At 70.7% G+C, this 26,139-nt stretch carries 28 protein-coding genes, 3 tRNA genes and 1 pseudogene; 19 read left to right on the plus strand and 13 right to left on the minus strand.

What is annotated here, in order from left to right:
* Window positions 1-36 precede the first annotated feature (36 nt).
* Together BWO91_RS04660 and BWO91_RS04665 are read right to left on the minus strand one after the other, a co-directional pair.
* Window positions 37-942 carry a LysR family transcriptional regulator gene (locus BWO91_RS04660; RefSeq protein WP_071259707.1) on the minus strand — a complete coding sequence of 302 codons (906 nt, stop codon included), beginning with the start codon at window positions 940-942 and terminating at the stop codon, window positions 37-39.
* Window positions 943-1,041: 99 nt separating this feature from the next.
* Window positions 1,042-1,791 (minus strand): NRDE family protein, encoded by a 750-nt coding sequence (locus BWO91_RS04665; RefSeq protein ID WP_079001552.1) that lies wholly within the window; start codon window positions 1,789-1,791, stop codon window positions 1,042-1,044.
* An 81-nt stretch (window positions 1,792-1,872) separates the two neighbouring features.
* Here BWO91_RS04665 and coaBC point away from each other — a divergent pair, with 81 nt between their 5' ends.
* Together coaBC and BWO91_RS04675 are read left to right on the plus strand one after the other, a co-directional pair.
* A complete protein-coding gene (gene coaBC / locus BWO91_RS04670) occupies window positions 1,873-3,189 on the plus strand; it encodes a bifunctional phosphopantothenoylcysteine decarboxylase/phosphopantothenate--cysteine ligase CoaBC (RefSeq protein WP_079001553.1) in 1,317 nt (438 codons plus the stop codon).
* A 19-nt stretch (window positions 3,190-3,208) separates the two neighbouring features.
* Entirely contained in the window at window positions 3,209-4,504 is a 1,296-nt protein-coding gene (locus tag BWO91_RS04675; protein ID WP_079001555.1) for a M23 family metallopeptidase, read from the plus strand.
* Window positions 4,505-4,525: 21 nt separating this feature from the next.
* On the opposite strand, the gene BWO91_RS04680 is transcribed toward BWO91_RS04675, so the two are convergent.
* Complete coding sequence (locus BWO91_RS04680; protein WP_079001557.1) at window positions 4,526-5,194, minus strand: SGNH/GDSL hydrolase family protein; 669 nt, start codon at window positions 5,192-5,194, stop codon at window positions 4,526-4,528.
* 125 nt (window positions 5,195-5,319) lie between these two features.
* On the opposite strand from BWO91_RS04680, the gene BWO91_RS04685 reads away from it, so the two are divergent.
* From BWO91_RS04685 to BWO91_RS04705, 5 genes are read left to right on the plus strand one after another with little or no spacing between them, the layout of a single operon-like run.
* Window positions 5,320-5,724: a TOBE domain-containing protein gene (locus BWO91_RS04685; protein ID WP_064296069.1), complete on the plus strand. Its 405-nt coding sequence runs from the start codon at window positions 5,320-5,322 to the stop codon at window positions 5,722-5,724.
* On the plus strand, window positions 5,721-6,536 hold the full coding sequence (gene modA / locus BWO91_RS04690) for a molybdate ABC transporter substrate-binding protein (protein WP_079001558.1): 816 nt from the start codon (window positions 5,721-5,723) through the stop codon (window positions 6,534-6,536). Before BWO91_RS04685 ends, modA begins: the two co-directional genes overlap by 4 nt.
* Window positions 6,537-6,588: 52 nt before the next feature.
* Window positions 6,589-7,356 carry an ABC transporter permease gene (locus tag BWO91_RS04695; protein WP_079003843.1) on the plus strand — a complete coding sequence of 256 codons (768 nt, stop codon included), beginning with the start codon at window positions 6,589-6,591 and terminating at the stop codon, window positions 7,354-7,356.
* Window positions 7,353-8,429: a sulfate/molybdate ABC transporter ATP-binding protein gene (locus tag BWO91_RS04700; RefSeq protein ID WP_079001560.1), complete on the plus strand. Its 1,077-nt coding sequence runs from the start codon at window positions 7,353-7,355 to the stop codon at window positions 8,427-8,429. Before BWO91_RS04695 ends, BWO91_RS04700 begins: the two co-directional genes overlap by 4 nt.
* Before the next feature lie 45 nt (window positions 8,430-8,474).
* Window positions 8,475-9,236: a GH25 family lysozyme gene (locus tag BWO91_RS04705; protein WP_079001561.1), complete on the plus strand. Its 762-nt coding sequence runs from the start codon at window positions 8,475-8,477 to the stop codon at window positions 9,234-9,236.
* A gap of 26 nt (window positions 9,237-9,262) precedes the next feature.
* Here the strand turns inward: BWO91_RS04705 and BWO91_RS19595 are convergent, their stop codons facing one another.
* The 9 genes and pseudogenes from BWO91_RS19595 to BWO91_RS04745 all read right to left on the minus strand — a co-directional run bounded on the left by BWO91_RS19595 (window position 9,263) and on the right by BWO91_RS04745 (window position 14,047).
* The gene (locus tag BWO91_RS19595) at window positions 9,263-9,403 is read right to left on the minus strand and encodes a hypothetical protein (protein ID WP_153303386.1); all 141 of its coding nucleotides are present in this window, start codon (window positions 9,401-9,403) and stop codon (window positions 9,263-9,265) included.
* A gap of 253 nt (window positions 9,404-9,656) precedes the next feature.
* A pseudogene (locus tag BWO91_RS04710) lies at window positions 9,657-10,064 on the minus strand (arsenate reductase ArsC); the annotation flags it as partial.
* The gene (locus BWO91_RS04715; RefSeq protein ID WP_079001564.1) at window positions 10,061-10,660 is read right to left on the minus strand and encodes a TetR-like C-terminal domain-containing protein; all 600 of its coding nucleotides are present in this window, start codon (window positions 10,658-10,660) and stop codon (window positions 10,061-10,063) included. The pseudogene BWO91_RS04710 and the gene BWO91_RS04715, both read right to left, overlap by 4 nt.
* A gap of 42 nt (window positions 10,661-10,702) precedes the next feature.
* Window positions 10,703-11,161 (minus strand): hypothetical protein, encoded by a 459-nt coding sequence (locus BWO91_RS04720; protein WP_079001566.1) that lies wholly within the window; start codon window positions 11,159-11,161, stop codon window positions 10,703-10,705.
* Window positions 11,162-11,388: 227 nt separating this feature from the next.
* Window positions 11,389-12,660: an HNH endonuclease signature motif containing protein gene (locus BWO91_RS04725; RefSeq protein ID WP_079001568.1), complete on the minus strand. Its 1,272-nt coding sequence runs from the start codon at window positions 12,658-12,660 to the stop codon at window positions 11,389-11,391.
* Window positions 12,661-12,989: 329 nt separating this feature from the next.
* Complete coding sequence (locus BWO91_RS04730; protein ID WP_205847576.1) at window positions 12,990-13,373, minus strand: hypothetical protein; 384 nt, start codon at window positions 13,371-13,373, stop codon at window positions 12,990-12,992.
* Between the two features lie 256 nt (window positions 13,374-13,629).
* A tRNA-Phe gene (locus BWO91_RS04735) sits at window positions 13,630-13,702 on the minus strand.
* 78 nt (window positions 13,703-13,780) lie between these two features.
* A tRNA-Asp gene (locus BWO91_RS04740) sits at window positions 13,781-13,854 on the minus strand.
* 117 nt (window positions 13,855-13,971) lie between these two features.
* Window positions 13,972-14,047, minus strand: a tRNA-Glu gene (locus tag BWO91_RS04745).
* A gap of 291 nt (window positions 14,048-14,338) precedes the next feature.
* Here BWO91_RS04745 and BWO91_RS04750 point away from each other — a divergent pair.
* Window positions 14,339-15,634, plus strand: coding sequence for a M23 family metallopeptidase (locus BWO91_RS04750; RefSeq protein ID WP_079003844.1), 1,296 nt, complete (start codon window positions 14,339-14,341; stop codon window positions 15,632-15,634).
* Between the two features lie 87 nt (window positions 15,635-15,721).
* Here the strand turns inward: BWO91_RS04750 and BWO91_RS04755 are convergent, their stop codons facing one another.
* Window positions 15,722-16,213: an inorganic diphosphatase gene (locus BWO91_RS04755; protein WP_064294335.1), complete on the minus strand. Its 492-nt coding sequence runs from the start codon at window positions 16,211-16,213 to the stop codon at window positions 15,722-15,724.
* 129 nt (window positions 16,214-16,342) lie between these two features.
* Here BWO91_RS04755 and tilS point away from each other — a divergent pair, with 129 nt between their 5' ends.
* The 11 genes from tilS to BWO91_RS04810 all read left to right on the plus strand — a co-directional run bounded on the left by tilS (window position 16,343) and on the right by BWO91_RS04810 (window position 26,123).
* Entirely contained in the window at window positions 16,343-17,350 is a 1,008-nt protein-coding gene (gene tilS, locus BWO91_RS04760; RefSeq protein ID WP_240555684.1) for a tRNA lysidine(34) synthetase TilS, read from the plus strand.
* A 62-nt stretch (window positions 17,351-17,412) separates the two neighbouring features.
* Window positions 17,413-17,964 (plus strand): hypoxanthine phosphoribosyltransferase, encoded by a 552-nt coding sequence (hpt, locus tag BWO91_RS04765; RefSeq protein ID WP_064294334.1) that lies wholly within the window; start codon window positions 17,413-17,415, stop codon window positions 17,962-17,964.
* Window positions 17,965-18,118: 154 nt separating this feature from the next.
* Window positions 18,119-20,137 (plus strand): ATP-dependent zinc metalloprotease FtsH, encoded by a 2,019-nt coding sequence (gene ftsH / locus BWO91_RS04770; protein WP_064294333.1) that lies wholly within the window; start codon window positions 18,119-18,121, stop codon window positions 20,135-20,137.
* 5 nt (window positions 20,138-20,142) lie between these two features.
* Entirely contained in the window at window positions 20,143-20,805 is a 663-nt protein-coding gene (gene folE, locus BWO91_RS04775; protein WP_079001574.1) for a GTP cyclohydrolase I FolE, read from the plus strand.
* A 4-nt stretch (window positions 20,806-20,809) separates the two neighbouring features.
* A complete protein-coding gene (gene folP, locus BWO91_RS04780; protein ID WP_079001576.1) occupies window positions 20,810-21,613 on the plus strand; it encodes a dihydropteroate synthase in 804 nt (267 codons plus the stop codon).
* Complete coding sequence (gene folB, locus BWO91_RS04785; RefSeq protein ID WP_079003845.1) at window positions 21,606-21,995, plus strand: dihydroneopterin aldolase; 390 nt, start codon at window positions 21,606-21,608, stop codon at window positions 21,993-21,995. Before folP ends, folB begins: the two co-directional genes overlap by 8 nt.
* On the plus strand, window positions 21,995-22,555 hold the full coding sequence (gene folK / locus BWO91_RS04790) for a 2-amino-4-hydroxy-6-hydroxymethyldihydropteridine diphosphokinase (protein ID WP_079001578.1): 561 nt from the start codon (window positions 21,995-21,997) through the stop codon (window positions 22,553-22,555). The genes folB and folK overlap by 1 nt, the downstream gene beginning before the upstream one ends.
* Window positions 22,552-23,031 carry a DUF3180 domain-containing protein gene (locus tag BWO91_RS04795; protein WP_079001580.1) on the plus strand — a complete coding sequence of 160 codons (480 nt, stop codon included), beginning with the start codon at window positions 22,552-22,554 and terminating at the stop codon, window positions 23,029-23,031. The genes folK and BWO91_RS04795 overlap by 4 nt, the downstream gene beginning before the upstream one ends.
* Window positions 22,991-23,602, plus strand: a complete 612-nt coding sequence (locus BWO91_RS04800) for a PH domain-containing protein (RefSeq protein WP_079001582.1) — start codon at window positions 22,991-22,993, stop codon at window positions 23,600-23,602. Before BWO91_RS04795 ends, BWO91_RS04800 begins: the two co-directional genes overlap by 41 nt.
* A complete protein-coding gene (locus tag BWO91_RS04805) occupies window positions 23,599-25,413 on the plus strand; it encodes a PH domain-containing protein (protein ID WP_079001583.1) in 1,815 nt (604 codons plus the stop codon). The genes BWO91_RS04800 and BWO91_RS04805 overlap by 4 nt, the downstream gene beginning before the upstream one ends.
* Window positions 25,410-26,123: a Rossmann-like and DUF2520 domain-containing protein gene (locus tag BWO91_RS04810; RefSeq protein ID WP_064294399.1), complete on the plus strand. Its 714-nt coding sequence runs from the start codon at window positions 25,410-25,412 to the stop codon at window positions 26,121-26,123. The genes BWO91_RS04805 and BWO91_RS04810 overlap by 4 nt, the downstream gene beginning before the upstream one ends.
* Window positions 26,124-26,139: the final 16 nt, after the last annotated feature.

Consider the following 26,139-nt stretch of genomic DNA (forward strand, 5'->3'; position numbering starts at 1 on the left):
CCTCCCCGGAGGAGGCTCGGCCGGTTCCGCCGCGGCTCAGCGGGCGACGGCCTCGTCCGTGGCACGCTGTACCGCCGCGAGCGCTGCCGCGACGGCCGAACGCTGCAGTGAGCCCTTCCTCGCCGTCGCGACGATCTTCCGTTCGCTCATCCCGGCGATGGGTTTCCGCACGACGTCCGTCCGCGAGCCGATCGCGATGTCCGGAAGGACGGCGATCGACAGCCCGGCCGCCACGTGGTCGATGACGACCTCGTAGCTCGTGAACCGTCCCGCCACCTTCGGCTCGAACCCCGCGCGACGACAGATCAGCGGGACGAGTTCGCCGAGGTAGGTGCCCGGGGCGTCGAGGGCCCACGACTCCCTCTGCAGCTCGCTGAACGTGACCTGCTCCTGTGCTGCCAGTCGGTGGTCGAGCGGCGCGATGAGCAGGAGGGGGTCGGTGGTGAGCGGCACGCTGTGCACCGAGGGGTCGAGGAGGAACCCGTCCTCCTGATCGACGGTGATCACGACGTCGCAGGTTCCCCGCTGGACCGCCGTGGTGCTCTCGTGCGGTTCGACCTCGATGAGTTCGACCTCGAGGCGCGGGTACTGCCGCGCGAGGGAGCGGGCTGCGGGGATGAGGATGGGGGCGATGACGCTCGCGAACCCGGCGATGCGGAACCGACCGGACGGCTCGGACTCGACCTCGGCCAGCTCGACCTCGATGGCGTCCATCTGCGCGAGCAGGGCCCGAGCGCGCTCGACGAGCAGCGCACCGGTCGGCGTCAGGGTGAGCGTCCGGCCACGTCGTTCCAGGAGCGCGGCGCCGGTCTCGGCCTCGAGGACGGAGAGCTGCTGCGAGACGGTCGAGGGGCTGAGGTCGAGCTCACGGCCGACGGCGCGGATCGTACCGAGGCGGTCGAACGCCTCGAGCAGTCGCAGTCGCACGGGGTTCAGGGCCATGTTGCAACAGTATCGAGCGCGCCAGGGCGCCCTCCACACGGGTCGCAGTCCGATCCGGGTCCCGTGGCTCCCGGAGGGTGCTGACCGTCACCGTCCGGTTCACTCCCAGACGAGCGCCTCCGGCAGATGGCCGGGCTCGGCGAGTCGGGCGTTCCGGAGCATCGCGCCGTCGGGGCCGAGCGAGAGCGTGGTCACCGAGAGCGAGGCGAGGCGCAGACCGTCGTGGTCGTCGATGCGGACGATCGCCTCGTCGGCGTCGGCGGGGACGCTCGTCGTGGAGCGCAACGTGCGCAACCACGGCTCCCAGGACGCGGCCGTCGCACCGTCCAGCGGCCCGATGGGCGACGGGGCCTCGAGGAAGGCCGGCCGCCACCGGTGGACCCGGGGGACGTCGAGGTGGTCCGGGCCTTCGTGCGTCACGAGGTGGAGACCGGGTGCGACGTCGATCGACCGGAGCGAGGCGCCGTCCCAGCTCGTCACGGTGACGCGGTCAGGACGCAGCTCCACGAGGTTCCAGGACCGGGCACTGCGGGCGTCGTCCGCGTCGACGCCGGTCGTGACGGCTTGCAGGGGGAGGACGCCCCGCGAGGTCCACCCGGCGGCGGGCATGTCGAGGTCCTCGCGTCGGTTGAGGACCACCGCCGCCCGGGGGCCGCCTGAGGCGCCGTCGTTCGTCGCCAGCCACGCGCCGCCCGCTTCGCGGTCGTGGATGCCGCGGACGCCGTCACCGAGTCCGGGCCACCACGCGCCGGGTGGATCCCAGGCACGCCCCGGCTGCTCGTCTCGCAGCCCGAGGACGGCGATCGGCCACGCGCGCCCCGGCTCGAAGTCGATGATGACGGTGCACACGCTGGTTCCTCCTCGGGCCGGCCGGACTAGGACAGACTAGACGAGGACCCGGCGCGGGAGCGCCGGAAGCGAGGAGGCGGCATGGGCGTGCAGGATGCATCGCGGGAGGCGGCGGGGCGCACGGTCGTCGTCGGGATCACAGGCGGGATCGCCGCGTACAAGGCGGTCGGCGTCGTCCGCGGGTTCGTGCTCGCGGGCTTCGACGTCCACGTGGTGCCCACCGAGAGCGCCCTCCGTTTCGTCGGCCTGCCGACGCTCGAGGCGATCAGCCGGAACCCCGTCACGACCTCGCTGTACGACGGCGTCGCCGAAGTCCGGCACGTCGCCCTCGGGCAGCGCGCGGAGCTCATCGTCGTCGCACCGACGACGGCCAACACCCTCGCGAAACTCGCGGCGGGACTCTCCGACGACCTCCTCGGCACCACCATCCTGGCCAGCCGGGCGCCGGTCCTGCTGGCGCCGGCGATGCACACCGAGATGTGGCAGCACCCGGCGACGACCGCGAACGTCGCCCTCCTGCGATCGCGCGGGGTGGCCGTCATCGGGCCGGCGCACGGCGCGCTGACCGGCGGCGACACGGGGCCGGGACGCATGAGCGAGCCCGACGACATCGTGGCCGCCGGCTTGGCGCTGCTCGCCGGACGCACCGGTGGAGCGGACGCGCACCCGGACGACCTGCGCGCCGAGCGTGTCGTCGTCTCGGCCGGTGGCACCCGTGAGCCGCTCGACCCGGTGCGGTTCCTCGGCAACCGGTCGAGCGGTCGGCAGGGACTCGCCATCGCGCAGGCCGCCGCCGAGCGCGGGGCGGACGTGGTGCTCGTCGCGGCGCACCTGGACGCCGACGTCGCGGCCGAAGCGGCTGCGGTCGACGGTCTGCGGGTCGTTCCGGTCGGCACCGCAGCGGAACTCGCGGTCGCCGTGGAGGACGCGGCGGCCGACGCGACGCTCGTGGTCATGGCGGCCGCCGTGGCCGACTACCGCGCCGCCGAGATCGCCGAACGGAAGATCAAGAAGGACGACACCGGCGACGAGCTCACCCTGCGACTCGTCCGCAACCCCGACGTGCTCGCCGGACTCGCCGCGGCCCGGGTGCCGGGACGGATGGTCGTCGGGTTCGCCGCGGAGACCGCCGCCGACCGCGAGGAGCTCCTGGCCCTCGGCCGGACCAAGGTCGCGCGCAAGGGCGCCGACCTCCTCGTGCTCAACCGCGTGGGGTGGACCGACGGCTTCGGCACGCCGGACAACGAGGTCGTCGTGATCGACGGCGCCGGCGAGGTGGTCGGCGAGGCGACCGGCTCGAAACGCGGCATCGCCGAGCGGCTGCTCGACCTCGTGCTCGCCCACCGGTCGGAGCCGGTTCGTTCCCAGGCGGGCGAGCCTCCCCCCGAACGGGGCTGAGCACTGCCACGATGGCACCATGCCACGCCTCCGTCCCGCGCGCCGTCGCGCCTCCATCGCCGCGGCCCTCGCCGGAGTCATCGTCCTCTCGATGGGTCTCGCGCAGCCGGCCGCCGCTGCGGAGTACCCCAGCTGGGAGGATGTCGAGGCGGCCCGTTCGAGCGAGTCCTCGAAGCAGTCGGCCATCGGTCAGATCGAGGGGCTCGTCCAGCAGCTGAAGACCGCTGCGGCGCTCGCCGAAGCCGAGGCCGTCCTCCGTGCCGACGAGTACGAGGCCGCTCAGCTGGCCGTCGACGAGGCGAGCTACCGTGCCCTCTCGCTCCGTGAGCAGGCCGTCGCAGCGACGACCGCGGCGCAGGCCTCCAAACGCCAGGCCGGCGCGCTCGTCGCCGCGTGGTTGCGGTCGGGGAACGTCGACCTCAGTACCGCCGCGTTCCTCGACGGCCAGGAGCCGGAGTCGCTCCTCGGACGCTTGAGCACGATCACGAAGCTCAGCGAGTCCACGGACGGCACCTACGACCGGGCGAGGACCGATGCGAACACGGCGTCGCTCCTCACCGAGCAGGCGACCATCGCCGAGGCCGCCCTCGGCGAGCTCGCCGCGGCAGCCGAGACCGCGCTCGGCGACGCGGTCGCGGCCCGCGCCGACGCCGAGACCGCCGTGTCCGAGCAGCAGGAGTACCTCGCGACGCTCGAGGCCCAGCTCGTGGTCCTCAAGGAGAACCGCGCAGCCACCGAGGCCGACTACCGCAAGGGCGAGGAAGTCAAGGCGGCCGCGGCCGCCGCTGCTGCAGCCGCGGCGGCTGCGGCTGAGGCTGCACGGGCGGCTGCCGAGGGCGCTGCGAACGCCGGCGGTGGCGGAGGCGGCGGCGGCGGTGGCGGCGGTGCCTCGGGCGCCGTCGGGAGCCAGGGATGGGCCTTGCCGATCTCCGGCCGGATCACCGACAACTACGGACCGCGACCCGGTCGCCCCGTGCCCGGCGTCAACCCGTTCCACTCGGGCACCGACATCGGAGCGGGTTGCGGGCGAGCGGTCTACGCCGCGAACGCCGGCACGGTCGTCTACGCCGGCTGGCTCGGCACCTATGGCAACTGGGTCCTCGTCGACCACGGCGGCGGCGTCATGACCGGATACGCGCACAACAGCAGCATCCTCGTCGGCGAGGGGCAGTGGGTGTCCGCCGGTCAGAACATCTCGCTCGTCGGGACGACGGGTGCCTCGACCGGATGCCACGTGCACTTCGAGGTCAGGATCGGCGGTTCGCGCGTCGACGCCGTCCCGTTCATGGCGGACCGGGGCATCCGGCTCGGCTGAGCCGCGACCCGGATCGAGGCGTCAGAGTCCGAGGCGCTCGAGGTCGGCGTCCATGCGGCGAGCCATCTCCGCGTACCCCTCGTCGTTCGGGTGGAGGCCGTCTGCGGCCATCCACTCCGGGTGTCCCTCGATCCAGTGCGACGCCCCGGGGATGGTGTCGGCGTCGATCTGCTGCGCGGCGTCGGCCACCCAACCGATGATCGTCTCGATCGACTGCGGTCGCTCGTCGGTGTACCAGAACGGTTCGACGACGATGAAGCGGGCCTCCGGAAGGGCGTCGCGAAGGCGATGCAGGTCGGTCGTGATCTGTTCGTGGATCCGGTCGGCGGCATCGTCGAAACTGAACGCGTCGTTGAGGCCCATCGTGACGAACACGATGTCGGGCTGCTCGGCGATGATGAGGGAGGGCAGGTCGCCGCTGCCGTCGCCGAAGCGGTCGCGATGGTTCACGAACCCGAGGCCGTTGACGCTGGGGTTGAACTCCCGCCAGCCGCGTTCCTCGCTGACGACGGTGGACCAACGGTTGGCCGGGTCGCTCGCTCCGGTGCCGAGGGTGTACGAGTCGCCGTAGAACGCGACGAGCGGTCCGTCGCCCGTGGCGCCGCCGGTCCCGGAGCCGGGGGAAGCGCAGGCGACGAGGCCGGTGGCGAGGGCGAGCAGGGTGACGGCGGCGAGCAGTCGTGATCTCATACGGATGCTTCGGAGCGGTGGGCGTCGCGGAGGGTCGAAGCGCCGGTCGACTGCCGACGGCCCGGAACGCGGATGCGGTTACGGCTAGGTCGTATCAACGCGAATGCGTGCACTAGCCTGTCTCCATGCCGCAGATCCGTATCCGAGACGCCGCCCTGTTCCTCGGGGTCAGTGACGACACCGTCCGTCGCTGGATCGACCAGGGCGCACTCGTCAGCGCGAAGGACGAGGCGGGCCGAGCGGTCGTCGACGGCCTGTCGCTCGCTCGGCTGGCCCGGGAGAACGCCGTCCTCCCCGTCGACCCCTCGGAGATCGGACGCTCGGCACGCAACCGCTTCGTCGGCATCGTCACCGACATCACGATGGACACGGTCATGGCGCAGGTCGAACTGCAGTGCGGCCCGCATCGGGTGGTGTCGCTCATGAGCAGTGAGGCCGTACGTGAACTCGGCCTCGAACTCGGCTCCACGGCCATCGCCGTCGTGAAGGCCACGACGGTCCTCATCGAGACCCCGAAGGCGAGCTCATGAACCGCACCGCACCGCGCCGATCCTTCCGACTGCTCAGCGCACTGGCCCTCGGCACCGGGGTCCTGCTCGCCGCGTCCGCGTGCGCCGCACCCGCGGCGACGCCGACACCCACCGCCTCGGCCACGACGGACCAGCTCAGCGGCTCCATCACGGTGTACGCGGCCGCCTCGCTCAAGACGACCTTCACCGAGCTCGCGGAGGACTTCGAGGAGGCGCACCCCGGTACGACCGTCGAGCTGACTTTCGCCGGGTCCTCCGACCTCGTCACGCAGCTCACGAACGGTGCTCCCGGCGACGTGTTCGCCTCGGCGGACGAGAAGAACATGGCGAAGCTGACCGATGCCGACCTCGTCGAGGGTGACCCGGTCGACTTCGCGACCAACGTCCTGCAGATCGCCGTGCCCCCGTCGAACCCTGCCGGTGTGAAGACGTTCGCCGACCTCGCCCGCCCGGACGTCAAGACGGTCGTGTGTGCGCCGCAGGTCCCCTGTGGAGCGGCCACGGTCACCGTCGAGGACGCCACGGGTGTCGCGCTGAGCCCGGTCAGTGAGGAGTCGTCGGTCACCGACGTCCTCGGCAAGGTGACCTCGGGCGAGGCCGATGCCGGGCTCGTCTATGTGACCGACGTCATCGCGGCCGGCGACGCCGTGCGGGGCATCACCTTTCCCGAGTCGTCGAAGGCCGTCAACACCTACCCGATCGCGCCCCTGTCAGGGAGCGCGAACCCCACGGTCGCGGCGGCCTTCGCGGCCTACGTCGTGAGCGCCGAGGGACAGCGGGTGCTCGCCGACGCCGGCTTCGGCGCACCGTGACCCCGTGAGGGAACTCGGCTCGGGGGTGCCCCGCTGGATCGTCGTCGTCGCCATGGTCGGCGCGGCGTTCGTCCTGCTGCCGCTCGTCGCGATCGTCCTGCGCGTGGACTGGGCGGACTTCGGTGCACTCGTCACCTCCGAGTCGTCGGTCGCGGCGCTCGGGCTGAGTCTGCGGACGTCGTCACTCGCGACGGCCCTCTGCATCGTGTTCGGCGTGCCCCTCGCCCTCGTCCTCGCTCGCACCCGGTTCCCGGGGCAGCGTCTGCTGCGGTCGCTCGTCCTCCTCCCGCTCGTGCTCCCACCCGTCGTCGGCGGGATCGCCCTGCTCTACACCTTCGGTCGGCTCGGCCTGCTCGGACCGGCGCTCGCGGACGCCGGGATCGACATCGCGTTCTCCACGACCGCCGTCGTCCTCGCCCAGACCTTCGTCGCCCTGCCGTTCCTCGTGTTGAGCCTGGAGGGGGCGATCCGCACGACCGGCTCGCGGTACGAGGCCGTCGCCGCGACGCTCGGTGCACGTCCCACCACGGTCTTCCGCACCGTCACGCTGCCGCTCCTCGCACCCGCCGTCGTGTCGGGCGCGATCCTGTCGTTCGCGCGGGCCCTCGGCGAGTTCGGTGCGACCCTCACCTTCGCGGGCAGCCTGCAAGGGGTCACGCGGACGCTGCCGCTCGAGATCTACCTGCAGCGCGAGACCGATCCCGACGCCGCGGTCGCGCTGTCGCTCGTCCTCGTCGTCGTGGCCGTGCTCGTCGTCGGCGTGGCGGGGGCACAGGGGTCGATCCGCCGTGGACGGATCGTCGCCGGAGTAGTGCGATGACCGGGGCGGCCCTGGAGTTCCGAGCGACGCTGCGTGAACGCGACTGGGAGCTCGCCGTCGACCTCGCCGCGGGGGAGACCGTCGCCGTGCTCGGACCGAACGGCGCCGGCAAGTCGACGCTGCTCGCCGTCCTCGCCGGGCTCCTGCGTCCGGACACGGGTCACGCGACCCTCGCCGGTCGCGAGCTGTTCGCGGTCGGTGGATCGGGTCGGGACCGGTGGTCGCCGCCGCATCGGCGGGGGATCTCGCTCCTGGCGCAGGAGGCGCTGCTCTTCCCGCACCGCTCCGTGCTCGACAACGTCGCCTACGGCCCGCTGGTCGCCGGAGCGTCGCGCGGCGAGGCTCGGGACATCGCCCGACGACGACTCGCGGACGTCGAGGCGTCCGAGCTCGAAGGGCGCCGTCCTGCCGAGTTGTCCGGCGGTCAGGCGCAGCGGGTGGCGCTCGCCCGCGCGCTGGCCCCGGACCCGGCACTCCTGCTCCTCGACGAACCGATGGCCGCGCTCGATGCGACGGTCGCACCCCACCTGCGCCGCATGCTCCGTGAGCAGTTGCACGGACGGACGACCGTGCTCGTGACGCACGAGGTGCTCGACGCGTACACGCTCGCGGACCGGGTGATCGTCCTGGACGCCGGGCGCATCGTCGAGCAGGGGCCGACGGCGGAGGTGCTCGAGCGGCCGCGGACGGCGTTCACCGCGGACCTCGCGGGACTCGAACTGTTGTCGGGCGTTCGCACGGCACGCGGGATCCGTCTGCGGGACGGGGCGGAGGTCGAGGTCGACACCTCCGCGGAGGCAGACCCGATCCCGGTCGGGGTCGCCGTCGCCTGCGCGTTCCGACCGTCCCGCGTCGAGGTCCGAGAGGCTGACGGGTCTGGCAGCCCGAGTGCGTCAGGCGCCCTCCGCGCGATGATCACCGACCTCGAACCCCGCGGTGACGTCGTCCGGGTCCGCTCGGCGGTCATCACCGCCGACGTCGCCGTGCAGCAGCTCGCGGCCGCGGGGTGGTCGACGGGGGACGTCGTCGACTTCGTGGTCGACCCGCGGGCCGCGGTCCTCTACCCGCGCTGAGGCGTCCTGCTCCGGGACACGTCCGAGACGTGACAGAGTGAGTCGATGAACCGATTCTGGAGGCGCTGGTGGCCGATCGTCGTCGGGGCGGCCGGCACGCTCGCCATCGGCGGGATCTGCGCGGCACTCGTCGCCATGGGGCTCGTGCGGCCGAACGCGATCGTGGCCGCCTCGTATGCGGTGCGCGGTGTCGACGTCTCCTCGTACCAGGGCGAGGTCGACTGGGACGTCCTCGCGGCTCAGCCCATCGACTTCGCGATCATGAAGGCGACCGAGGGATCAGGTGATCAGGACGAACGGTTCGCCGCGAACTGGGCGGGCGCGCAGCGGGCGGCCGACGAGAGCGGCTTGCTCATCGGGGCGTACCACTTCCTGAGTTTCGACAGCCCGGCCGAGACGCAGGCGCAGAACATCTTCGACACCGTGCCGGTCACCGCGGGGGCTCTCCCGATCACCATCGATCTCGAGTGCTACGCCGACTACTGCCGGACGCCACCGAGTGCTGAGCGGGTCGCCGCCGTGCTCGATCCGCTCCTCGCCGCACTCGAGGAGCACTACGGTCGGCCGCCGATCATCTACGCCACCATGCGGTATTACGACGCGTTCCTCGCGGGTGCGTACGAGCGGAACCCGATGTGGATCCGCTCGGTCGTCACGCCGCCGGTCCTGTCGGACGGGCGGTCGTGGGACCTCTGGCAGTACACCAGCCGGGAACGGATGCCCGGGTACGTCGGCAAGGAGGAGTTCATCGACGTGAACGTCTTCGACGGTTCACGGGATGACCTCCAAGCACTCGTCGGACCCTGAGCCGCGGCGTCCAGAGGCGCCTCGGGTTACGGCGCGGGAGCGGGACCGGTGGTCGGCTCGGCGACGGGGAGGAACGTGTCCTCGCCGTCGACCTCCTGCTCGATGGAGTCCTCGGTGGTCTCGTGGTCCTCGGGGAGGTTGTCGTCGTTCGCTGCGTGCTTGCTCATACGACCACGATACGACGGGTGTCGCGCCGTGCGATGGGGTTGCGCGTCGCAGGCGTCCTCAGGAGGCGAAGGCGAGTGAGCGGGCCGTGAGTTCTGCGGTCAGGAGGTCGACGGCCTTCGGGCCGACGCCGTGGATGCGGAGCAGGGCGGCGGGGGAGACCCTCGTGAGCTGCTCGAACCGGGTGAAGCCGTGCGCGCTGAGTGCTTCGTGGGCGACCGAGCCGATGGTGGCCGGGAACTCGGATGCCTCGGCGGGCACGAGTTCGACGAACAGTGCTGCGATCCGCTCCTCGATGTCGTCGCGGATGCGGCGGACGGCCTCGATGCCTTGCCCGGCCGGATCCTCGAGTTCCCAGTCCTCGTAGCGCTTGCCGGGGAAGATCGGGCAGGCGTCGCCGCAGCCCATCGTGATGACCGCGTCGGACGCCCGGACGGCGTCGGTCGTGAGGATGCGGGGCACGGCCGCGGTGATGTCGATGCCGTGCTCGGCCATCGCCTCCACCGCCACGGTGTTGATCCGGTCCTTCGGCTCGCTCCCGGCCGACAGCACCTCGACCCGGTCACCGGCGAGGGCACCGAGGTAGCCGGCTGCGATCTGGGAGCGACCGGCGTTGTGCACGCAGACGAAGAGGACGGTGGGGGTGGTGGTCGTGATGGTCATGGCGTCTCCTGGGGGTGGCGTGAGCCGAGTGCGGACGAATGGTCGAGCAGCTCCACGAGGGCAGCGTAGCTGGTGGCGGGGTCGGCGCCGCGGGTGAAGCCGCCGACGAGCTCGAGTGACACGAAGCCGTGGAGGGCCGCCCGGACGATGCGTCCGGCGTCCGTCATCGCCACGCTGTCGAGACCGCGCCCCGCGAGTACGCGTTCGACGAGCATCACGAGCTCGCGGTCGGCCGGCTCGCCGGTGTCGGCACGGACGTCCTCGATCGAGAACGCGAGGGTGTACCGACCGGGATAGGCGAGGGCGAAGCGCCTGTACCCGTCCGCCAGCGCGGTGAGGGCGGGGGTCCCGCTCAGGCTGGTCGTCGCGATGTCGAGCCCGCTGGCCAGTTGGGCGAGGGCGAGCTGGGCGACGGCGGCGCGGAGGTCCTCGGTGCTGCGGACGTGTTTGAGGAGGGCCGGTGCCGAGGTGTCGAGCTCGCGGGCCAGGGCGGCGAGTGTGAGGGCGTCGGCTCCGTGCGTGTCGGCGAACTCGGCGGCTCCGACGATCACCCGTTGGCGGGAGAACTTGGTCCGGGAAACGGGTGCATCGGTCATCGGATCGAGCCTAACGGCACGCGGCCCTGCTGCCGCGCGGCCTCAGACCGTCGGCGGTGTGGCTTCGTGGTGGGGCGCGCCGTGCGTGCGGCGGTCCTCCTTCATCGCGGCTTCCGCGAGGTGGCGTCGGCCGCCGGCCAACTCGTTGCGGACCTCCGCCTCGAGCGTGCGGAACGGCTCCCAATAGTTACCGTCGTAGTCCTCGACGATCTGGAACGTCCAGCGTCCGTCGATGACGTTGCGTCCGACCAGCTCGGTGTCGATCCGGTCGGCGAGGGCGTCGTGTCCGGCTTCGCGGAGGGCGTCCGCGGCTTCGCCGAGCGCGAGGTCCGCTTTACCCGTCAGGCGATGGAAGCCGTAGAGCATGCCGCGCGCCTGCTCGACGACTTCGAGCGCCTCGGTCACTTTGCCGACCGCTTCCACGGTGGCGTCGTCGACCCCTTCGGGGACTCGGTGGGCGTCGTCGGGGCCGTCGGTGGTGCGATCGTCTGCAGAACTCATGTCACCAGTCTGTCCCGATCGGCCCCGGATGTCTGGGGCTTGCGGACGGAGGTGCACGATGTGAGCCGGCGGACGTCCTCACGTGCATCGATCTGGCTCGACCGGACTGCCCTTCGACAGGCTCAGGGACCGAGTCGTCTCCGGTGGACTTTTCCCGCTCACTGAGCGAGTCCACCCCGGTTACTGAGCCTGTCGAAGTGCCCACGAGAAACCCGTCGTCGGCAGGGTCAGAACGGCGCCGGGTCGGGCTTTGTCCGGTGATGCTTCCCATCGGGTGTCGTCCACTCGAGCACCCCACCGGGCCCATGGTCGAGATTCCAACGCGGCAGGTGCTTCATCCGATGGTGATGTCGACACAGGCAGGCGAGATTGTCGACATCTGTGGTGCCTCCGTCGTCCCAGGCGACGGAATGGTCGAGGTCGCAGGCTCTGGCGCGTCTGCCGCAGCCCGGTGCCCGACAGGTGCCGTCCCGGAGGCGCACCGCGCGTTGGAGGTCGGCGGGAACCCGGTACTGGTTCCGCCCGACGGACAGCACGGATCCCGTTTCCGGCTGGACCAGGATCCGGGTGAAGCTCGGTGCGTTCACCGCGATACGTGCGGCGGTCTCGGGGTCGATGGGCCCGTAGCCGTCGAGCGTGGCTGGGGCATCGCTCATGCCGGCCATGCTCAGCGCCGGGACCGTGATCTGCACAGTCGGTTTGATGTGTTCCTGGACCTCAAGCGGGTGCGGGAGGACCGGGCTCGACACGACGTCGTCCGGTGTGACGCCGGTGAGCGCGAGGGCGGCGAGAGCGTCGGCCTGCAGTTGTCCGCAGGTGCGGGTGTCGCCGGCGGCGCGCGACTCAGCCGCCGCGGCCTCAACCCGCTCGATGACGCCCTGGGCGATCGGGGCCGTGGTGAACAGGTGCACCCACGCCATCCCGTCCGCTGCGGGTTCGAACTCGACCCGGCGGTCGGCCTCGGAGCGGATCGCTCGGGCGGTGATCGACTCGGGGTGGAGCCGCTCGCGCAGGACGCGGGCGCGCCTGCGGAGGTTCGCGTTGGTGGACTCTTCTGCAACCGGCAGGACCTCGGCGAGGAACACCGCCCGCCCGGCGGTCGGCACATCACTGAGTTGGTCGATGATCGTCTGCGCATGCCGCGCCGAGATACGCCCTGCCTCGAGCGAGGCGAGCACGGCCGGCGCTTCGTTCACGAGGCGTTCCGCGTCGTTGCTCGCACGCTGCACGGTCCGCTCGGGCGTGCGGGTCGCCATCGCGAGCGCCGCGCAGGTCGAACGGCGCGAGAGCGCCTGGCGTTCCGCCGGCGGGAAGATCGCCGGGACCGTGGCGTCTGCGAAAGCGTCGGCGTAGGCGGCGGAGCGGGCGAGGAGCCGGGCCTCACGCGCGTCGAGGGCTGCCCGCAGCCGTTGGATCTCTGCGTATTCGTCCGAGAACTCCGCGAGTTGCGCGGCGTAGTCGTCGCCGACGCGGGTCGCGGTGAGGGTGGTCTCGGTCATGGGACAAGTCCACCATGGACCACTGACATTCCAGATGCCGAGTCGCACCGGTTGTGGCTGTCGCTCGTGTGCCCTTCGACAAGCTCAGGGACCGTGGGAACAGCGCCGGATTCGTGAGCTTCGTCGTGTGTCTTTCGACAGGCTCAGGGACCGGGGAAGGGTGCCGGACTCGGGAGGTCGCGCGTGTGCCCTTCGGCAGGCTCAGGGGTCGAACTTCGCCGAGCGTGCTTTCCGGTCACTGAGCTCGTCGAGGTGCGGAGGCTCCTCGTTGCTCAGGGACCGGGAGGGGGCGCTCAGGGAGCAGAGGAGGCTGGCCCATCCCGGGTGCGCTAGTAGTTCAGGCAGCGATCCGGATCCTCGGTCTCCGGAGGATCGCCCTGATACAGGGTGAAGAAGTTCTCGGCCGGACCGGACAAGGACCCGCGGGCGTGGACGCAGAGACGTGCGAGATCATCGTCGCTCCGGACGTCGGAGGTGATCCGGGACGTATCGCATGCACCGCCACCGGGCTCCAGGATCAGGTCGCGATTGGTTCCCTCGTTGTCCACCATCCAGGTCCCGGAGAAGTCGATCGGCTCGACCGCACGGGGGTCGTCGTCACGGCTGCACTGAACCTGCGAGGGCCAGGCAGTGGCCTCGAACGTTCCGTCGTCGGCGAGCTCGAGCCGGGTGTCCCCGCTGCGCCAGGTGCCGACGGCTGCATCGCGCGGCAATCCGTACCTCGTGTCCGAGCAGGCGACGAGTGACGTGCCGAGCATGACTGCGAGCACGGAGGCTGCTATCCAGAACGCGCTTCGGGACGTCGCCCGCGGTACCTGGTCGGTCGCTCGGTGTGCCGGTCTCGATTCCACGCTGCGAGTCTGGCCGTCCTGGCAGGGGAGTGGCAACTCGGGCGGGGCATGCGGTCCGGCGTCGGGTACCCGGGCAAAAAAAGAACCCCCACCATGTAGAAGCTAGGTGGGGGTTCCGTGGCTCCGACGGGCGTCGATCCCGTGACCTCACGATTTTCAGTCGTGCGCTCTACCAACTGAGCTACAGAGCCGAGTACATCAGCTGCACGAACGGCGACGATGTCTCAAAAGCAGAAGCCCTCCCTTGCGAGAGGGCTTCCGACCTTTTGCGACCCTGACGGGACTTGAACCCGCGACCTCCGCCGTGACAGGGCGGCACGCTAACCAACTGCGCTACAGGGCCATACATGTTGAATTGCTGGTGATACGAACTGCGGTGATGCTGGTGTTCCTCGGTGCTTCTCGCAGTCGCGCAGACTCACTATACCTGAATCTGTGCGGCTGTTTTTCCAGTAGTCGGTGGTGACCCCAACGGGATTCGAACCCGTGCTGCCGCCGTGAAAGGGCGGTGTCCTAGGCCGCTAAACGATAGGGCCGCGAAGCCCTGAAGCTTCATGACTACCGAGCGACAAGCATACGGATGAAACCGCCGAATCCAAAATCGGGTTCGCGGAGCTGCGGTCGGCACTCCATGCCGGATGTGGCGACAGGCGCCGAATGACCACTGCACGGCCCCCGGCCGGGGTTAGCCTCTGGCGTGGACCACTCCCGGATGCCGCGGCCGACGGGAGTGTCCGCGACCGGTCCCGACCCCCGTCGGGCTAGCGTGGACAGTGGTACCGATGTGACCGATGTGACTGCAGCGAACCGAGATGGGCCCCTACTTCATGAGCAAGAAGCTTGCCGGCGCTTGGCGCCGAAGCCGGACGACCAACGCCGGATCGGCGTCATCCGTGCGGTGGCGAGGACGCCTCACCGCCGCCATCGTCATGTCGCTCGCGATCGTCGGCTCGTTCGGCGTCGCCGGTCCGGCGTCGGCAGCCGACTACCCCTCGTGGGACGACGTCCAGGCGGCGAAGGGCAACGAGGCCGCCAAGGCCGCCGAAGTCACGAACATCAAGAACTTCATCGTCCAGCTGCAGGACGAACTGCAGGTCGCCCAGGACGAGGCCGAGAAACGCGGCACGGAGTTCCAGGCCGCTGAGGAGGCCTTCTTCGAGGCGGACGCCCGGGCCACCGCGATCCAGTCGCAGGCCGACGCCAAGACGACCGAGGCCGACACCGCCACGAAGCAGGCCGGTCGGGTCGCCTCGCAGCTCTACCGGTCCGGCGGCGCCGACCTCAGCCTGAGCCTCTTCCTCGACGGCGAGAGCAAGGGCGCGACCGACCTGTTGTCGAAGCTCGGCAACATGAACCAGGTCGCCGAGCACAGCAACGGCGTCTACGAGCAGGCGGTCGCCGCACGCAACACCGCGGCTGCGCTCGGTGAGCAGGCCGGTGTCGCCCGCGACGAGCGTGAATCGCTCCGACAGGCGGCTCAGACGGCCATGGAGGCGGCCCAGGCGGCTGCGTCCGCGGCGGCGGCGAAGCTCGAGAAGAACCAGGAGCTGATCGTCACGCTCAACGCGCAGCTGACCGCGTTGCAGGACACGACGGCGAAGACGGTCAAGGAGTTCGAGGCGGGCGAGGCGGCGAGGAAGGCCGCCGAGGCTGCGGCAGCGGCCGCGCGTGGCGAGAGCGCCGACGGCGGTCAGCTCAGCAGCCAGGGCTGGGCGATCCCGGCCTCCGGCAGCATCTCGGGCACCTACGGTTACCGCGATCCGATCTCCACGGGCGGCGGCAGCTCGGGCAGCTTCCACCGCGGCACCGACATCGCGGGCGGCTGCGGGATCCCGATCTACGCGGCTACCTCCGGCACCGTGACCTACGCCGGTTGGTACGGCACCTACGGCAACTTCATCCTCATCGACCACGGCTCCGGCGTCTCGACCGGCTACGCGCACATCGTGAACGGCGGCATCCAGGTCGGCGTCGGCTACCAGGTCTCCGCCGGACAGGTCATCGCCTACGTCGGCACGACCGGCGCTTCGACCGGCTGCCACCTGCACTTCGAGGTCCGCATCAACGGCAGCGCGATCGACGCGCAGCCGTTCATGGCCGACCGCGGGGCGCCGCTCGGCTGATCGAGCGCAGCGACCCGCACGACGAAGCGGCCGGCACCCGAGGGTGTCGGCCGCTTCGTCATGCGGTGTGCGGAGGTCCGCAGGGGGTCAGTGCCCCTCCGCCTTGAGCTTGTCGAAGCCCGCGAGGATGATCTTCTCGGCCGCGGCGGCGTCGCCCCAGCCGTCGATCCGCGCCCACTTGCCGGGCTCGGTGTCCTTGTAGTGGACGAAGAAGTGCTCGATCTCGTCGCGCGTCGCCTGCGGGATGTCGTTCAGGTCCTGGATGTGCGACCAGCGCGGGTCCTTGTACTGCACGGCGATGACCTTGTCGTCGCCGCCGCCGTCGTCCGTCATGTGCAGCACACCGACGGGGCGGACCTTGATGCCGACGCCCGGGAAGGTCGGGAAGTCGAGCAGGACCAGGACGTCGACCGGGTCGCCGTCCTCGCCGAGGGTGTTCTCGAAGAAGCCGTAGTCGGCGGGGTAGACGAAGCTCGTGAACAGGACGCGGTCCAGGAAGACCCGACCGGTCTCGTGGTCGATCTCGTACTTGTTGCGGCTGCCCCGCGGGATCTCGATGACGGCGTCGTACTCGGCCATAAGCCTGCTCCTTGCGCGGTTGGATGACGTGGAGTCGGCGCGGTCGCCGACGAGGACCAACCATAACCGATGCGTCCCGGAGCGAACGGCGTGGGGAGGCGCTCGGCGCGGTGCAATAGCGTGGTCCGCGTGAACGACGTCCGACCCCCGCTCCACCCGTCCGTCGCCGCCCTGCGGAAGGCGGTGCGCGATGCGCTCGCGGGCACGGCGCCAGCGGCGTCGCGTGACGTCGCCGGTGCCGACCTGCTCGTCGCGCTGAGCGGCGGTGCCGACTCGCTCGCGCTCGCCGCCGCGACCGCGTTCGAAGCCGGAAAGGTCGGTCTGCGGGCCGGCGCCGTGATCGTCGACCACGGATTGCAACCGGGCTCGGCCGACGTCGCGGCGCGTGCCGCGGACCAGGCGCGTGCCCTCGGGCTCGACCCCGTCCTCGTCCGCGTCGTCGAGGTGGGCTCCGAGGGTGGACCGGAGGCCGCGGCACGGGCGGCCCGGTACACCGCGCTCGACGCCGCCCGGGTCGAGGTCGGTGCGTCCCTGGTGCTGCTCGCGCACACCCTCGACGACCAGGCGGAGACCGTGCTCCTCGGCCTCGCTCGCGGGTCGGGCACGGGTAGCCTCCAGGGCATGGCGCCCGTCTCCGGTGCACTCCTCCGGCCGCTGCTCGGGATCCGACGCTCCCAGACCCGCGAGGCGTGCGCGGCCGAAGGACTCGAACCGTGGCACGACCCGCACAACACCGACGACGCCTACGCGCGGGTCCGGGTCCGGGAACGGGTCCTGCCGGTGCTCGAGACGGAGCTCGGGCCGGGGATCGCTGAAGCCCTCGCCCGCACCGCCGACGCCGCTCGCGAGGACGCGGAAGCGTTCGAGGAGATGATCGAGGAGACCATCGAGGAGCTCGTCGAGCACGCCGAGGCCGGGATCTCCGTCAGCGCCGGGGCACTCGCCGCCAATCCGGCGGCGCTCCGCCAGCGCATCATCCGGTACATCGTGCAGAGCGAGTTCGGCGTCTCGCTCACGAGGTCGCAGACGATCGAGGTCGCGCGGCTCGTCACCGATTGGGCGGGCCAGGGGCCGATCGACCTGCCAGGCCTGACGGCGTCCCGGCACGCGGGACGCATCGTCTTCGCGGCCCGCTGACCAACGGGCTCTCCGAGCAGGAGGCGCACGGGCGTCCCGGTCATCTCGCATACACTCGACGCATGGAGCAGAGCGACATTTCCGACGACCTCACGACCATCCTCGTCACCGAGCAGGAGATCCGCGACAAGCTCGCCGAACTCGCCCGGCAGATCGAGACCGACTACGCCGGGAAGGACGTCCTGCTCGTCGGCGTCCTGAAGGGTGCGGTCATGGTCATGGCCGACCTCGCGCGCGAACTCCGCATCCCGCTCTCGATGGACTGGATGGCCGTCAGCTCGTACGGCGCCGGCACGAAGTCGAGCGGTGTCGTCCAGATCCGCAAAGACCTCGACGCGGACCTCACCGGCCGCCACGTCCTGATCGTCGAGGACATCATCGACTCCGGCCTCACCCTCTCCTGGCTGCTCGAGAACTTCGCCTCGCGAGGAGCCGCGTCCATCGAGGTCTGCGCGCTCCTCCGCAAGCCCGAGGCCGCCAAGGTGCACGTCGAGTGCAAGTACGTCGGTTTCGACATCCCGAACGACTTCGTCGTCGGGTACGGCCTCGACTTCGACGAGAAGTACCGCAACCTCCGCGACGTCGGCGTCCTCGCCCCGCACGTCTACGCCTGAACCACTCCACCGTCCTCACACCGCACCCCTGTTAAGCCCACGGCAAACACAGGGGAGGCATCCAGCGGCGAGGGGGTAGCCTGATTCGCGACGCGGCTCCGCCCGTCGACCCCTCCTGCAGAAAGGGAACGGGCCAGCCCCGGCCTCTCAACTTATGAACGTCAAGCGTCTCTTCAAGGGTCCCATCCCGTACCTCATCATCGCCGCCCTGGTCTTCTGGATCGGCATCAGCCTGATGAGCATGAACGGCTTTCGTGAGGTCTCCACGCAAGAGGGTCTCGCCTTCCTCGAGAAGGGGCAGGTCAAGGAGGCCGTCATCACCGACGGCGACCAGCGCGTCGACCTCACGCTGACGAAGGCCGACGACGAGTTCGGCAAGCAGGTGCAGTTCTACTACGTCGGCGCCCGTGCGGCCGACGTGGTCGAGGCCGTCGACGCCGCAGACCCGTCCGGTGGCTACAACGACAAGGTGCCCCAGCCCAGCTGGCTCCTGTCGATGCTCGGACTCCTCCTCCCGCTGCTCCTCATCGGTGTCTTCTTCTGGCTGATGCTCTCCGGCATGCAGGGTGGCGGCAACAAGGTCATGCAGTTCGGCAAGTCCAAGGCGAAGCTCGTCTCGAAGGAGTCGCCGAAGGTGACCTTCGACGACGTCGCCGGTGCCGACGAGGCGATCGAGGAGCTCGAGGAGATCAAGGACTTCCTCAAGGAGCCCGCGAAGTTCCAGGCCGTCGGCGCGCGCATCCCGAAGGGCGTCCTGCTGTACGGCCCTCCTGGAACGGGCAAGACGCTCCTCGCCCGCGCCGTCGCCGGTGAAGCCGGTGTGCCGTTCTACTCGATCTCCGGTTCCGACTTCGTCGAGATGTTCGTCGGTGTCGGTGCGAGCCGCGTCCGCGACCTCTTCCAGCAGGCCAAGGAGAACTCGCCCGCGATCATCTTCGTCGACGAGATCGACGCCGTCGGTCGCCACCGCGGCGCCGGCATGGGCGGCGGTCACGACGAGCGCGAGCAGACCCTCAACCAGCTCCTCGTCGAGATGGACGGCTTCGACGTCAAGACGAACGTCATCCTGATCGCCGCGACCAACCGTCCCGACATCCTCGACCCCGCGCTGCTGCGCCCGGGCCGCTTCGACCGCCAGATCGGCGTCGACGCCCCCGACCTCGCCGGTCGCAAGAAGATCCTCGAGGTGCACGGCAAGGGCAAGCCGCTCGCCGCGAGCGTCGACCTCGAGGTCGTCGCCCGCAAGTCGCCCGGCTTCACCGGTGCCGACCTCGCCAACGTCCTCAACGAGGCCGCACTGCTCACGGCGCGCTCCAACGCGCAGCTGATCGACAACCGCGCACTCGACGAGGCCATCGACCGCGTCATCGCCGGCCCGCAGCGCCGCACGCGCGTCATGCGCGAGCAGGAGAAGCTCATCACCGCGTACCACGAGGGCGGTCACGCGCTCGCTGCAGCGGCGATGAACAACACCGACCCCGTCACGAAGGTCACGATCCTTCCGCGCGGCCGTGCCCTCGGTTACACGATGGTGCTCCCTCTCGAAGACAAGTACTCCGTCACGCGCAACGAGCTGCTCGACCAGCTCGCCTACGCGATGGGCGGCCGTGTCGCCGAGGAGCTCGTGTTCCACGACCCGACCACGGGTGCGTCGAACGACATCGAGAAAGCCACGGGCATCGCTCGCAAGATGGTCACCGAGTACGGCATGACCACCGACGTCGGCGCCGTCAAGCTCGGGCAGTCCTCGGGCGAGATGTTCCTCGGCCGCGACATGGGCCACCAGCGCGACTACTCGGAGGAGATCGCGCAGCGCGTCGACGCTCAGGTCCGCGAGCTCATCGAGGCCGCACACGACGAAGCCTGGCAGGTCATCACGACCAACCGGGCCGTGCTCGACCGCCTCGCCGCCGAGCTGATGGAGAAGGAGACCCTCGACCACGTCCAGCTGGCCGAGATCTTCAAGGACGTCAAGAAGCTCCCGCCGCGCCCCGTCTGGCTGTCCAGCAAGAAGCGTCCCGTCGGGTCGGGTTCGGCCGTCGGTTCCGCATCGTTCACCGCACCCATCGACTCCGGTGCGGCCGATGGTGGAGTGAGTTCGGAGCCCGAGCCCGAGGCTCCCGCGAAGCCCAAGCGCACCCGCGCGACGAAGCCGCGACCGGCGACCGCCTAGCCCGCATGACCCACGGCGAGCACACCGCGGACGACGCGGTCGCAGCCGCGCAGGCCGAGCCCGATCAGGCCTCGGCCTCGCGGTCGTCGGTGGACCGCGAACGGATCGCCGCAGCGGTCCTCGAGATCCTCGAGGCGATCGGCGAGGACCCCTCCCGCGACGGCCTCTCCGACACCCCCTCGCGCGTCGCCGACGCGTACGCGGAGTTCTTCGGCGGCGTCGGCCAGGACGCCGGCGTGCACCTGGCCCGCCCCATCCCGATCGAGGAGGGCGCGACCAGCGACGTCGTGCTCGTCCGGGACATCGCCTTCCGTTCCGTGTGCGAGCACCATCTGCTCCCGTTCCTCGGCACGGCGCACATCGCCTACCTGCCCGACGAACTCGTCATCGGCCTCGGTGCCCTGCCGAAGCTCGTCGACACACTCGCCTCGCGCCCGCAGGTCCAGGAGCGGCTGAGCGAGCAGATCGCCGACACCCTCGTCGAGCGGCTCGCGCCTCGCGGCGTCCTCGTCGTGCTCCAGGCCGCGCACGGCTGCGTTTCGATGCGCGGATCGCGCCAGCTGACGAGCACCACCGTCACCATCGCCAGCCGTGGAGCCCTGGCCGATCCGGCCGCGCGGGCCGAGCTGATGGTCCTGATCGGCGCGTCCGCCGACCAGGCGGGGTGATCGCATGTTCCAGATCATGGGCGTCGTCAACGTCACCCCCGACTCGTTCAGCGACGGCGGCCGGTACCTCGACGTCGACGACGCCGTCGCCCACGGGCTCGAGCTCATCGCGGCCGGCGCCACCATCATCGACGTCGGCGGCGAATCGACGCGGCCCGGTGCCGCCCGGGTCGACACCCGCGAGGAGCAGCACCGGGTCGCACCCGTCATCGCGGCGTTGGCCGCCGCTGGTGCGCGAGTGAGTATCGACACGATGAACGCGGACACCGCCAGTGCCGCGGCCGACGCCGGTGCCTCGATCATCAACGACGTCTCCGGTGGCCTCGCCGACGACCGGATGCCGGGCGTGATGGCGGCGTCCGGTCTCGACTGCGTCATCAGCCACTGGCGCGGGCACTCGGCCGACATGGCGAGCCGCGCAACGTACACCGACGCGGCGGTCGACGTCGCTCGGGAACTCGACGACCGGGTGACGACCCTCCGCGGTCAGGGTGTCGACCCCGGCCGGATCGTCGTCGATCCGGGCCTCGGGTTCTCCAAGCACGCCGAGCACAACTGGCGCATCCTCGCCCGACTCGACCTGCTGCGCGAGCTCGGGTACCCGGTGCTGGTGGGCGCGTCCCGCAAACGGTTCATCGGAGCGCTCCTCCCCGAGGACGCCCCGATGGAGGCGCGCGATCTGCCGAGCGCCGTGGTGAGCGTGCTGGCCGCGCAGGCCGGAGCCTGGGGCGTGCGCGTCCACGACGTCGCCGCCACCAGACTCGCTCTCGATACCCTCGATGCATGGCAAGGTGGAGCCGATGACTGATTCGATCACCCTCACGGGCCTGCGGGCGTTCGCGCACCACGGCGTCTTCGACTTCGAGCGCGAGGCCGGACAGGAGTTCGTCATCGACGTCACCGTGTCGCTGGACCTCCGCCCGGCCGCCGGCGGCGACGAGCTCGGCGCGACCATGCACTACGGGGAGCTCGCCGAAGCGGTCGTGGCGGCCGTCGAGCGCGACCCGGTCGATCTCATCGAGACCGTGGCCGAGCGCATCGCCGACGTGGTGCTCGCGAACGAGCGCGCGGAAGCGGTCCGGGTCACCGTGCACAAACCGAGCGCCCCCATCACGGTGCCCTTCGCGGACGTGGCGGTGACGATCGAGCGCACCCAGGCCGACCGTACTGCGACCGGGCGGGCCGTCTGATGGTCTCGCGCACACCGATCCACGACCCCGCCCGTCGGCCCGGACCGCCGAAGCCTCGCGCCGTCTGGGCCGTCGTGGCCATCGGGGCCAACCTGGGGGACCGCCGCGCGACGATCGCACAGGCGGTGGAAGACCTCGCCGCCGTCGACGGGGTGCTCGAGGTGCGCCCGTCGCCGCTCGTCTCGAGCGCGGCCGTCAAGCCTGCCGGCGTCGACGAGTCGGCTCCCGCCTACCTCAACGGTGTCGCGGCCGTCCGCACCCGCCTCCAGCCGCACGCGCTCCTCGACGAACTCCAGCGGATCGAACTCGCGCACGGCCGCGTCCGCGAGGAGCGCTGGGGCGACCGGACGCTCGACCTCGACCTCATCGCCTACGACGACGAGACGATCGACGACGATCGCCTGACGGTCCCGCACCCGCGAGCCGCCGAGCGCGGGTTCGTCGTCGTGCCCTGGCTGCTCCTCGACCCCGAAGCGACGCTGCCCGGCGTCGGCCGACTCGACACCCTCGCGGCCGCCAAGGACGGCTCCGTGGTCCCCGACGACGGCAGGCACCCGTGACCCGCACCACCGCGACACCGCTCATCGTCCTCGCCGGGGTGGGCGTCGTCGTCGGCTTCCTCGTCGAAGTCGCGATGGTCTCCGGCGGACGCGCGTCGATCATCCCACCCGTCACCCTCGCGGTCTCGCTCGTGGCGGTCGCGATCATCCTCATCGCCCTGTCCTGGCCGATCCGCCGTAGCACGACCGGTCGCGCCACCCGCCGGATCGACCCGTTCCGCGCCATGCGGGTCGCCGCGCTCGCGAAGGCCTCGAGCCATGCCGGCTCCCTGGTGGCGGGGGCGACGGTCGGCATACTGCTCTTCGTCCTGACCCGCCCGATCCTGCCCGCGATAGGCTCGTTGTGGCTGGTGATCGCGTCCATCGTGGGATCGGTCGCACTCGTCGTCGCCGCCTTGGTGGCCGAGTGGTTCTGCACCGTTCCGAAGGATGATGATGACGACGCCGCACCCGGGGGAGCCCCGTCCCACACCTGATCAGCCCGCTGAACGGCCGCTGATCGAGACGCCGCTGGAGGAGCTGTCGTCGCCGGAGACGGTCCACGCCGGTCCCGCGGAGCAGAGCGGCAAGCGGCTCGAGCTGCCCGATGCCGAGTGGCGCCGCGTGAGTCGCAAGCTCATCGCCGTCGAGTTCATCTCCGAGGGTGCCGGCCTCGTGCTCGTCACGGCGGCCGTGGTCTTCGTCGCGCTCGTCTGGGACTGGACCTGGATCTGGTGGCCGTTCGCCGCCTTCGCCGTGATCTCCCTGATCGCCGCGGCGTTCATCCCGCGCCGGATCCGATCGATCGGGTATCAGCTGCGCGCGGACGACCTGTTGTTCCGCCGAGGGATCATGTGGCAACGCTTCGTCGCCGTGCCGTACGGGCGCATGCAGCTCGTCGACATCAACCGCGGGCCCCTCTCGCGCGCGTTCGGCCTCGCCGACCTCAAGTTCGTGACCGCCTCCGCCTCGACCGGAGTGGTGATCAACGGGCTGCCGGAAGCCGAGGCCGAGGGGCTGCGCGACCATCTGGTCGCCGTGGCGGAGAGCCGGCGGACCGGACTGTGAGCGAGCACCAGGCGGCAGGACCGCCGGAGCGGTTCGAGGCTCCGGCCACGGGTCCTCGGGTGAAGCCGACGGCCGAGGCGATCGTCCCACGGGTGGCCGGACAGAGTCTCGTCGACGGGCAGTGGCACCGGTTGCACCCGGCGACGCCGTTGCTGCGCGGCGGGATCGCGTTCGTCGCCATCCTCGGCATCGTCATCGCGAACCTCCGCGAGCGCCTCATCGAGTTCTTCATCCCCGCTCCGGGGATGGAGCAGCCGACCGACCCGATCGACTACATCCTCAACCACGGCTTCGTCGGGTGGGTGCTCCTCGCGATCGCCGTCGGGCTCATCGTGGTGATCGCCGTGTTCTGGTTCTCCTGGCGCATGCACACCTTCCGGGTCACCGACGAGGCGGTGGAGGTGCGCAGCGGCATCCTGTTCCGCACGAACCGCAAAGCCAAGCTCGACCGCATCCAGGGCGTCTCTATCGAGAAGCCGCTCCTCGCCAGGCTCATCGGGGCCTCGCGCATCAACGTGAGCGTCGCGGGCCAGGACGCGAACGTCAAACTCGAGTACCTGTACGGTGTCGACGCCGACGGCCTCCGCCGGGACGTACTCACGCTCGCGAGCGGGGTGAAGCTCGCCGAACGCCGGCAGTCCGCAGCAGCCGTCGACCCGGCCGACCCGACCCTGCCGCCGCAATCGGTGCCCGACGGCGCCGGCGGGGTGTCCCGGTTCGTCACCGAGCGCGTCGACGACTTCATCTCGCCCGAACTCGACCCGGAGGAGGCGGTGCCGGACTCCGTCGTGCGCCTGACGCTCGGGCGCCTGGTCGGGTCCACGCTGCTCAGCCCGTTCACCGTGATCGCCCTGATCTCGGTCGTGGTCGGTGTCGTGCTCCTCGTCAACGGCCTGGACTGGGCCTGGTTCTGGCTCGTCCCCATGGTGCTGAGTCTCGGGGCCTTCGTCTGGTCGAGCGTGACGAAGTCGCTGCGCTACAGCATCGCCGCGACCCCCTCGGGCGTCCGCATCGGCTTCGGGCTCTTCTCGACGACCAACGACACCGTCCCGCCCGGCCGGATCCACGCGATCGAGGTGTCGCAGCCCATCATCTGGCGGCCGTTCGGCTGGTGGCGGGTGCGGATCAACAAGGCCGGCCTGTCGCTGGAGCAGGCCGCTCGCGGTGCGACGAGCAACACGGTGTTGCCGGTCGGGTCGCTCGTGGACGCCGCGCAGGTCGTGGAGTTGATGCTCGCGGGCCGCATCGACGGCAGCGCCTGGGCGCCCCTGCAATCGGCCCTCGCCACACGCGACGGCGTCGGTTTCGTGGGCTCGCCCCGTCGCTCGCGATGGATCAACTGGTTCTCCTGGCGTCGTACCGGCTACGCCCTGCGGGACGGGATGCTGCTGTTCCGGCAGGGGGTGGTCTGGCGCAAACTCCACATCCTCCCGCTTGCACGCCTGCAGAGCATCCGGATCGACCAGGGGCCGCTCCTGCGCGCGCTCGACCTCGCCTCCGCGACCGCGCACACGGTCCCCGGCCCGGTGATCGCCAAGCTTCCGGCCATGGCCCGCGACGAGGCGGTGCGGATGTTCGACGCGGCGTCGGCGGCGATCGTGGTCGCACAGTCGAACGATCGCAGCCACCGGTGGGCGAGTTTCGACCCTGAGCACCAGCCGTCCGAGGCGCAGGCGACGGCCCCCTACCTCGATGAGCCGACGGCGCAGTCCGCGTCGGCGACGCGGCCGGACGCCGAGCCGTGGCAGGAGCAGCGGCCGACTCCGTCCGTCCCGCTCCCGACGACCGACCACGACCGGAGGACCACGTGAGCGCGGAACGACGGAGCGCCAGACTCGGCATCGGGATCATCGGGAGTGGTCGCGTCGGCCCGGTCATCGGAGCGGCGCTCGGGGGAGCCGGACACGCGATCGTCGGCATCACCGCGGTGTCGGAGGAGAGCCTCGAACGGGCGAACGCCCTGTTGCCGGACGTCCCGGTGCTCGATCCGACCGAAGTGGTCGAGCGGAGTGAACTCGTCGTCATCGCCGTACCGGATGCGCAACTCGCGTCGTTGGTCGAAGGGCTCGCGGCGGTCGGTGCGTGGCAGCCGGGTCAGCTCGTCGCCCACACCTCGGCTCGGTTCGGGACCGCAGTCCTCGCTCCCGCCGCGAAGGCCGGCGCCATCCCCTTGGCATTGCACCCCGCGATGGTGTTCACCGGGACGAGCCTCGACCTCGCCCGGCTCCACGAGACGTCGTTCGCCGTGACCGCACCGGCCCCGGTCCAACCGATCGGGCAGGCGCTCGTGGTCGAGATGGGCGCGGAGCCCGTGATCATCGCCGAGGCCGATCGAGCGGCCTACGCCGAAGCGGTGGAGACGGCCGCGAGCTTCTCCCGCGCGGTCGTGCAGCAGGCGACGGGTCTGCTCCAGGACATCGGCGTGGAGAACGCCGGCGGCTTCCTGTCCTCGCTCGTGCGGTCGTCGGTCGACGAGGCCCTGCGCGGTGCGACCACGCCCGACGTCGACGAGCTGCTCTAGCCGGGTGGACGGACCA

Origin of the sequence: Plantibacter flavus, from assembly GCF_002024505.1 — a bacterium.
GTDB classification, from domain to species: Bacteria; Actinomycetota; Actinomycetes; order Actinomycetales; family Microbacteriaceae; genus Plantibacter; species Plantibacter flavus_A.

Coding starts and splice junctions, on each gene's coding strand:
- BWO91_RS04660 (WP_071259707.1), bottom strand. CDS start 942: ATGGCCCTGAACCCCGTGCGACTGCGACTGCTCGAGGCGTTCGACCGC.
- BWO91_RS04675 (WP_079001555.1), top strand. CDS start 3,209: ATGCCACGCCTCCGTCCCGCGCGCCGTCGCGCCTCCATCGCCGCGGCC.
- BWO91_RS04750 (WP_079003844.1), top strand. CDS start 14,339: ATGAGCAAGAAGCTTGCCGGCGCTTGGCGCCGAAGCCGGACGACCAAC.
- folP (WP_079001576.1), top strand. CDS start 20,810: ATGTTCCAGATCATGGGCGTCGTCAACGTCACCCCCGACTCGTTCAGC.
- BWO91_RS04715 (WP_079001564.1), bottom strand. CDS start 10,660: ATGACCGATGCACCCGTTTCCCGGACCAAGTTCTCCCGCCAACGGGTG.
- folK (WP_079001578.1), top strand. CDS start 21,995: ATGGTCTCGCGCACACCGATCCACGACCCCGCCCGTCGGCCCGGACCG.
- BWO91_RS04685 (WP_064296069.1), top strand. CDS start 5,320: ATGCCGCAGATCCGTATCCGAGACGCCGCCCTGTTCCTCGGGGTCAGT.
- coaBC (WP_079001553.1), top strand. CDS start 1,873: ATGGGCGTGCAGGATGCATCGCGGGAGGCGGCGGGGCGCACGGTCGTC.
- BWO91_RS04720 (WP_079001566.1), bottom strand. CDS start 11,161: ATGAGTTCTGCAGACGATCGCACCACCGACGGCCCCGACGACGCCCAC.
- BWO91_RS04695 (WP_079003843.1), top strand. CDS start 6,589: ATGGTCGGCGCGGCGTTCGTCCTGCTGCCGCTCGTCGCGATCGTCCTG.
- modA (WP_079001558.1), top strand. CDS start 5,721: ATGAACCGCACCGCACCGCGCCGATCCTTCCGACTGCTCAGCGCACTG.
- BWO91_RS04800 (WP_079001582.1), top strand. CDS start 22,991: ATGACGACGCCGCACCCGGGGGAGCCCCGTCCCACACCTGATCAGCCC.
- ftsH (WP_064294333.1), top strand. CDS start 18,119: ATGAACGTCAAGCGTCTCTTCAAGGGTCCCATCCCGTACCTCATCATC.
- BWO91_RS04725 (WP_079001568.1), bottom strand. CDS start 12,660: ATGACCGAGACCACCCTCACCGCGACCCGCGTCGGCGACGACTACGCC.
- BWO91_RS04705 (WP_079001561.1), top strand. CDS start 8,475: ATGAACCGATTCTGGAGGCGCTGGTGGCCGATCGTCGTCGGGGCGGCC.
- folB (WP_079003845.1), top strand. CDS start 21,606: ATGACTGATTCGATCACCCTCACGGGCCTGCGGGCGTTCGCGCACCAC.
- BWO91_RS04680 (WP_079001557.1), bottom strand. CDS start 5,194: ATGAGATCACGACTGCTCGCCGCCGTCACCCTGCTCGCCCTCGCCACC.
- BWO91_RS19595 (WP_153303386.1), bottom strand. CDS start 9,403: ATGAGCAAGCACGCAGCGAACGACGACAACCTCCCCGAGGACCACGAG.
- hpt (WP_064294334.1), top strand. CDS start 17,413: ATGGAGCAGAGCGACATTTCCGACGACCTCACGACCATCCTCGTCACC.
- folE (WP_079001574.1), top strand. CDS start 20,143: ATGACCCACGGCGAGCACACCGCGGACGACGCGGTCGCAGCCGCGCAG.
- BWO91_RS04755 (WP_064294335.1), bottom strand. CDS start 16,213: ATGGCCGAGTACGACGCCGTCATCGAGATCCCGCGGGGCAGCCGCAAC.
- BWO91_RS04700 (WP_079001560.1), top strand. CDS start 7,353: ATGACCGGGGCGGCCCTGGAGTTCCGAGCGACGCTGCGTGAACGCGAC.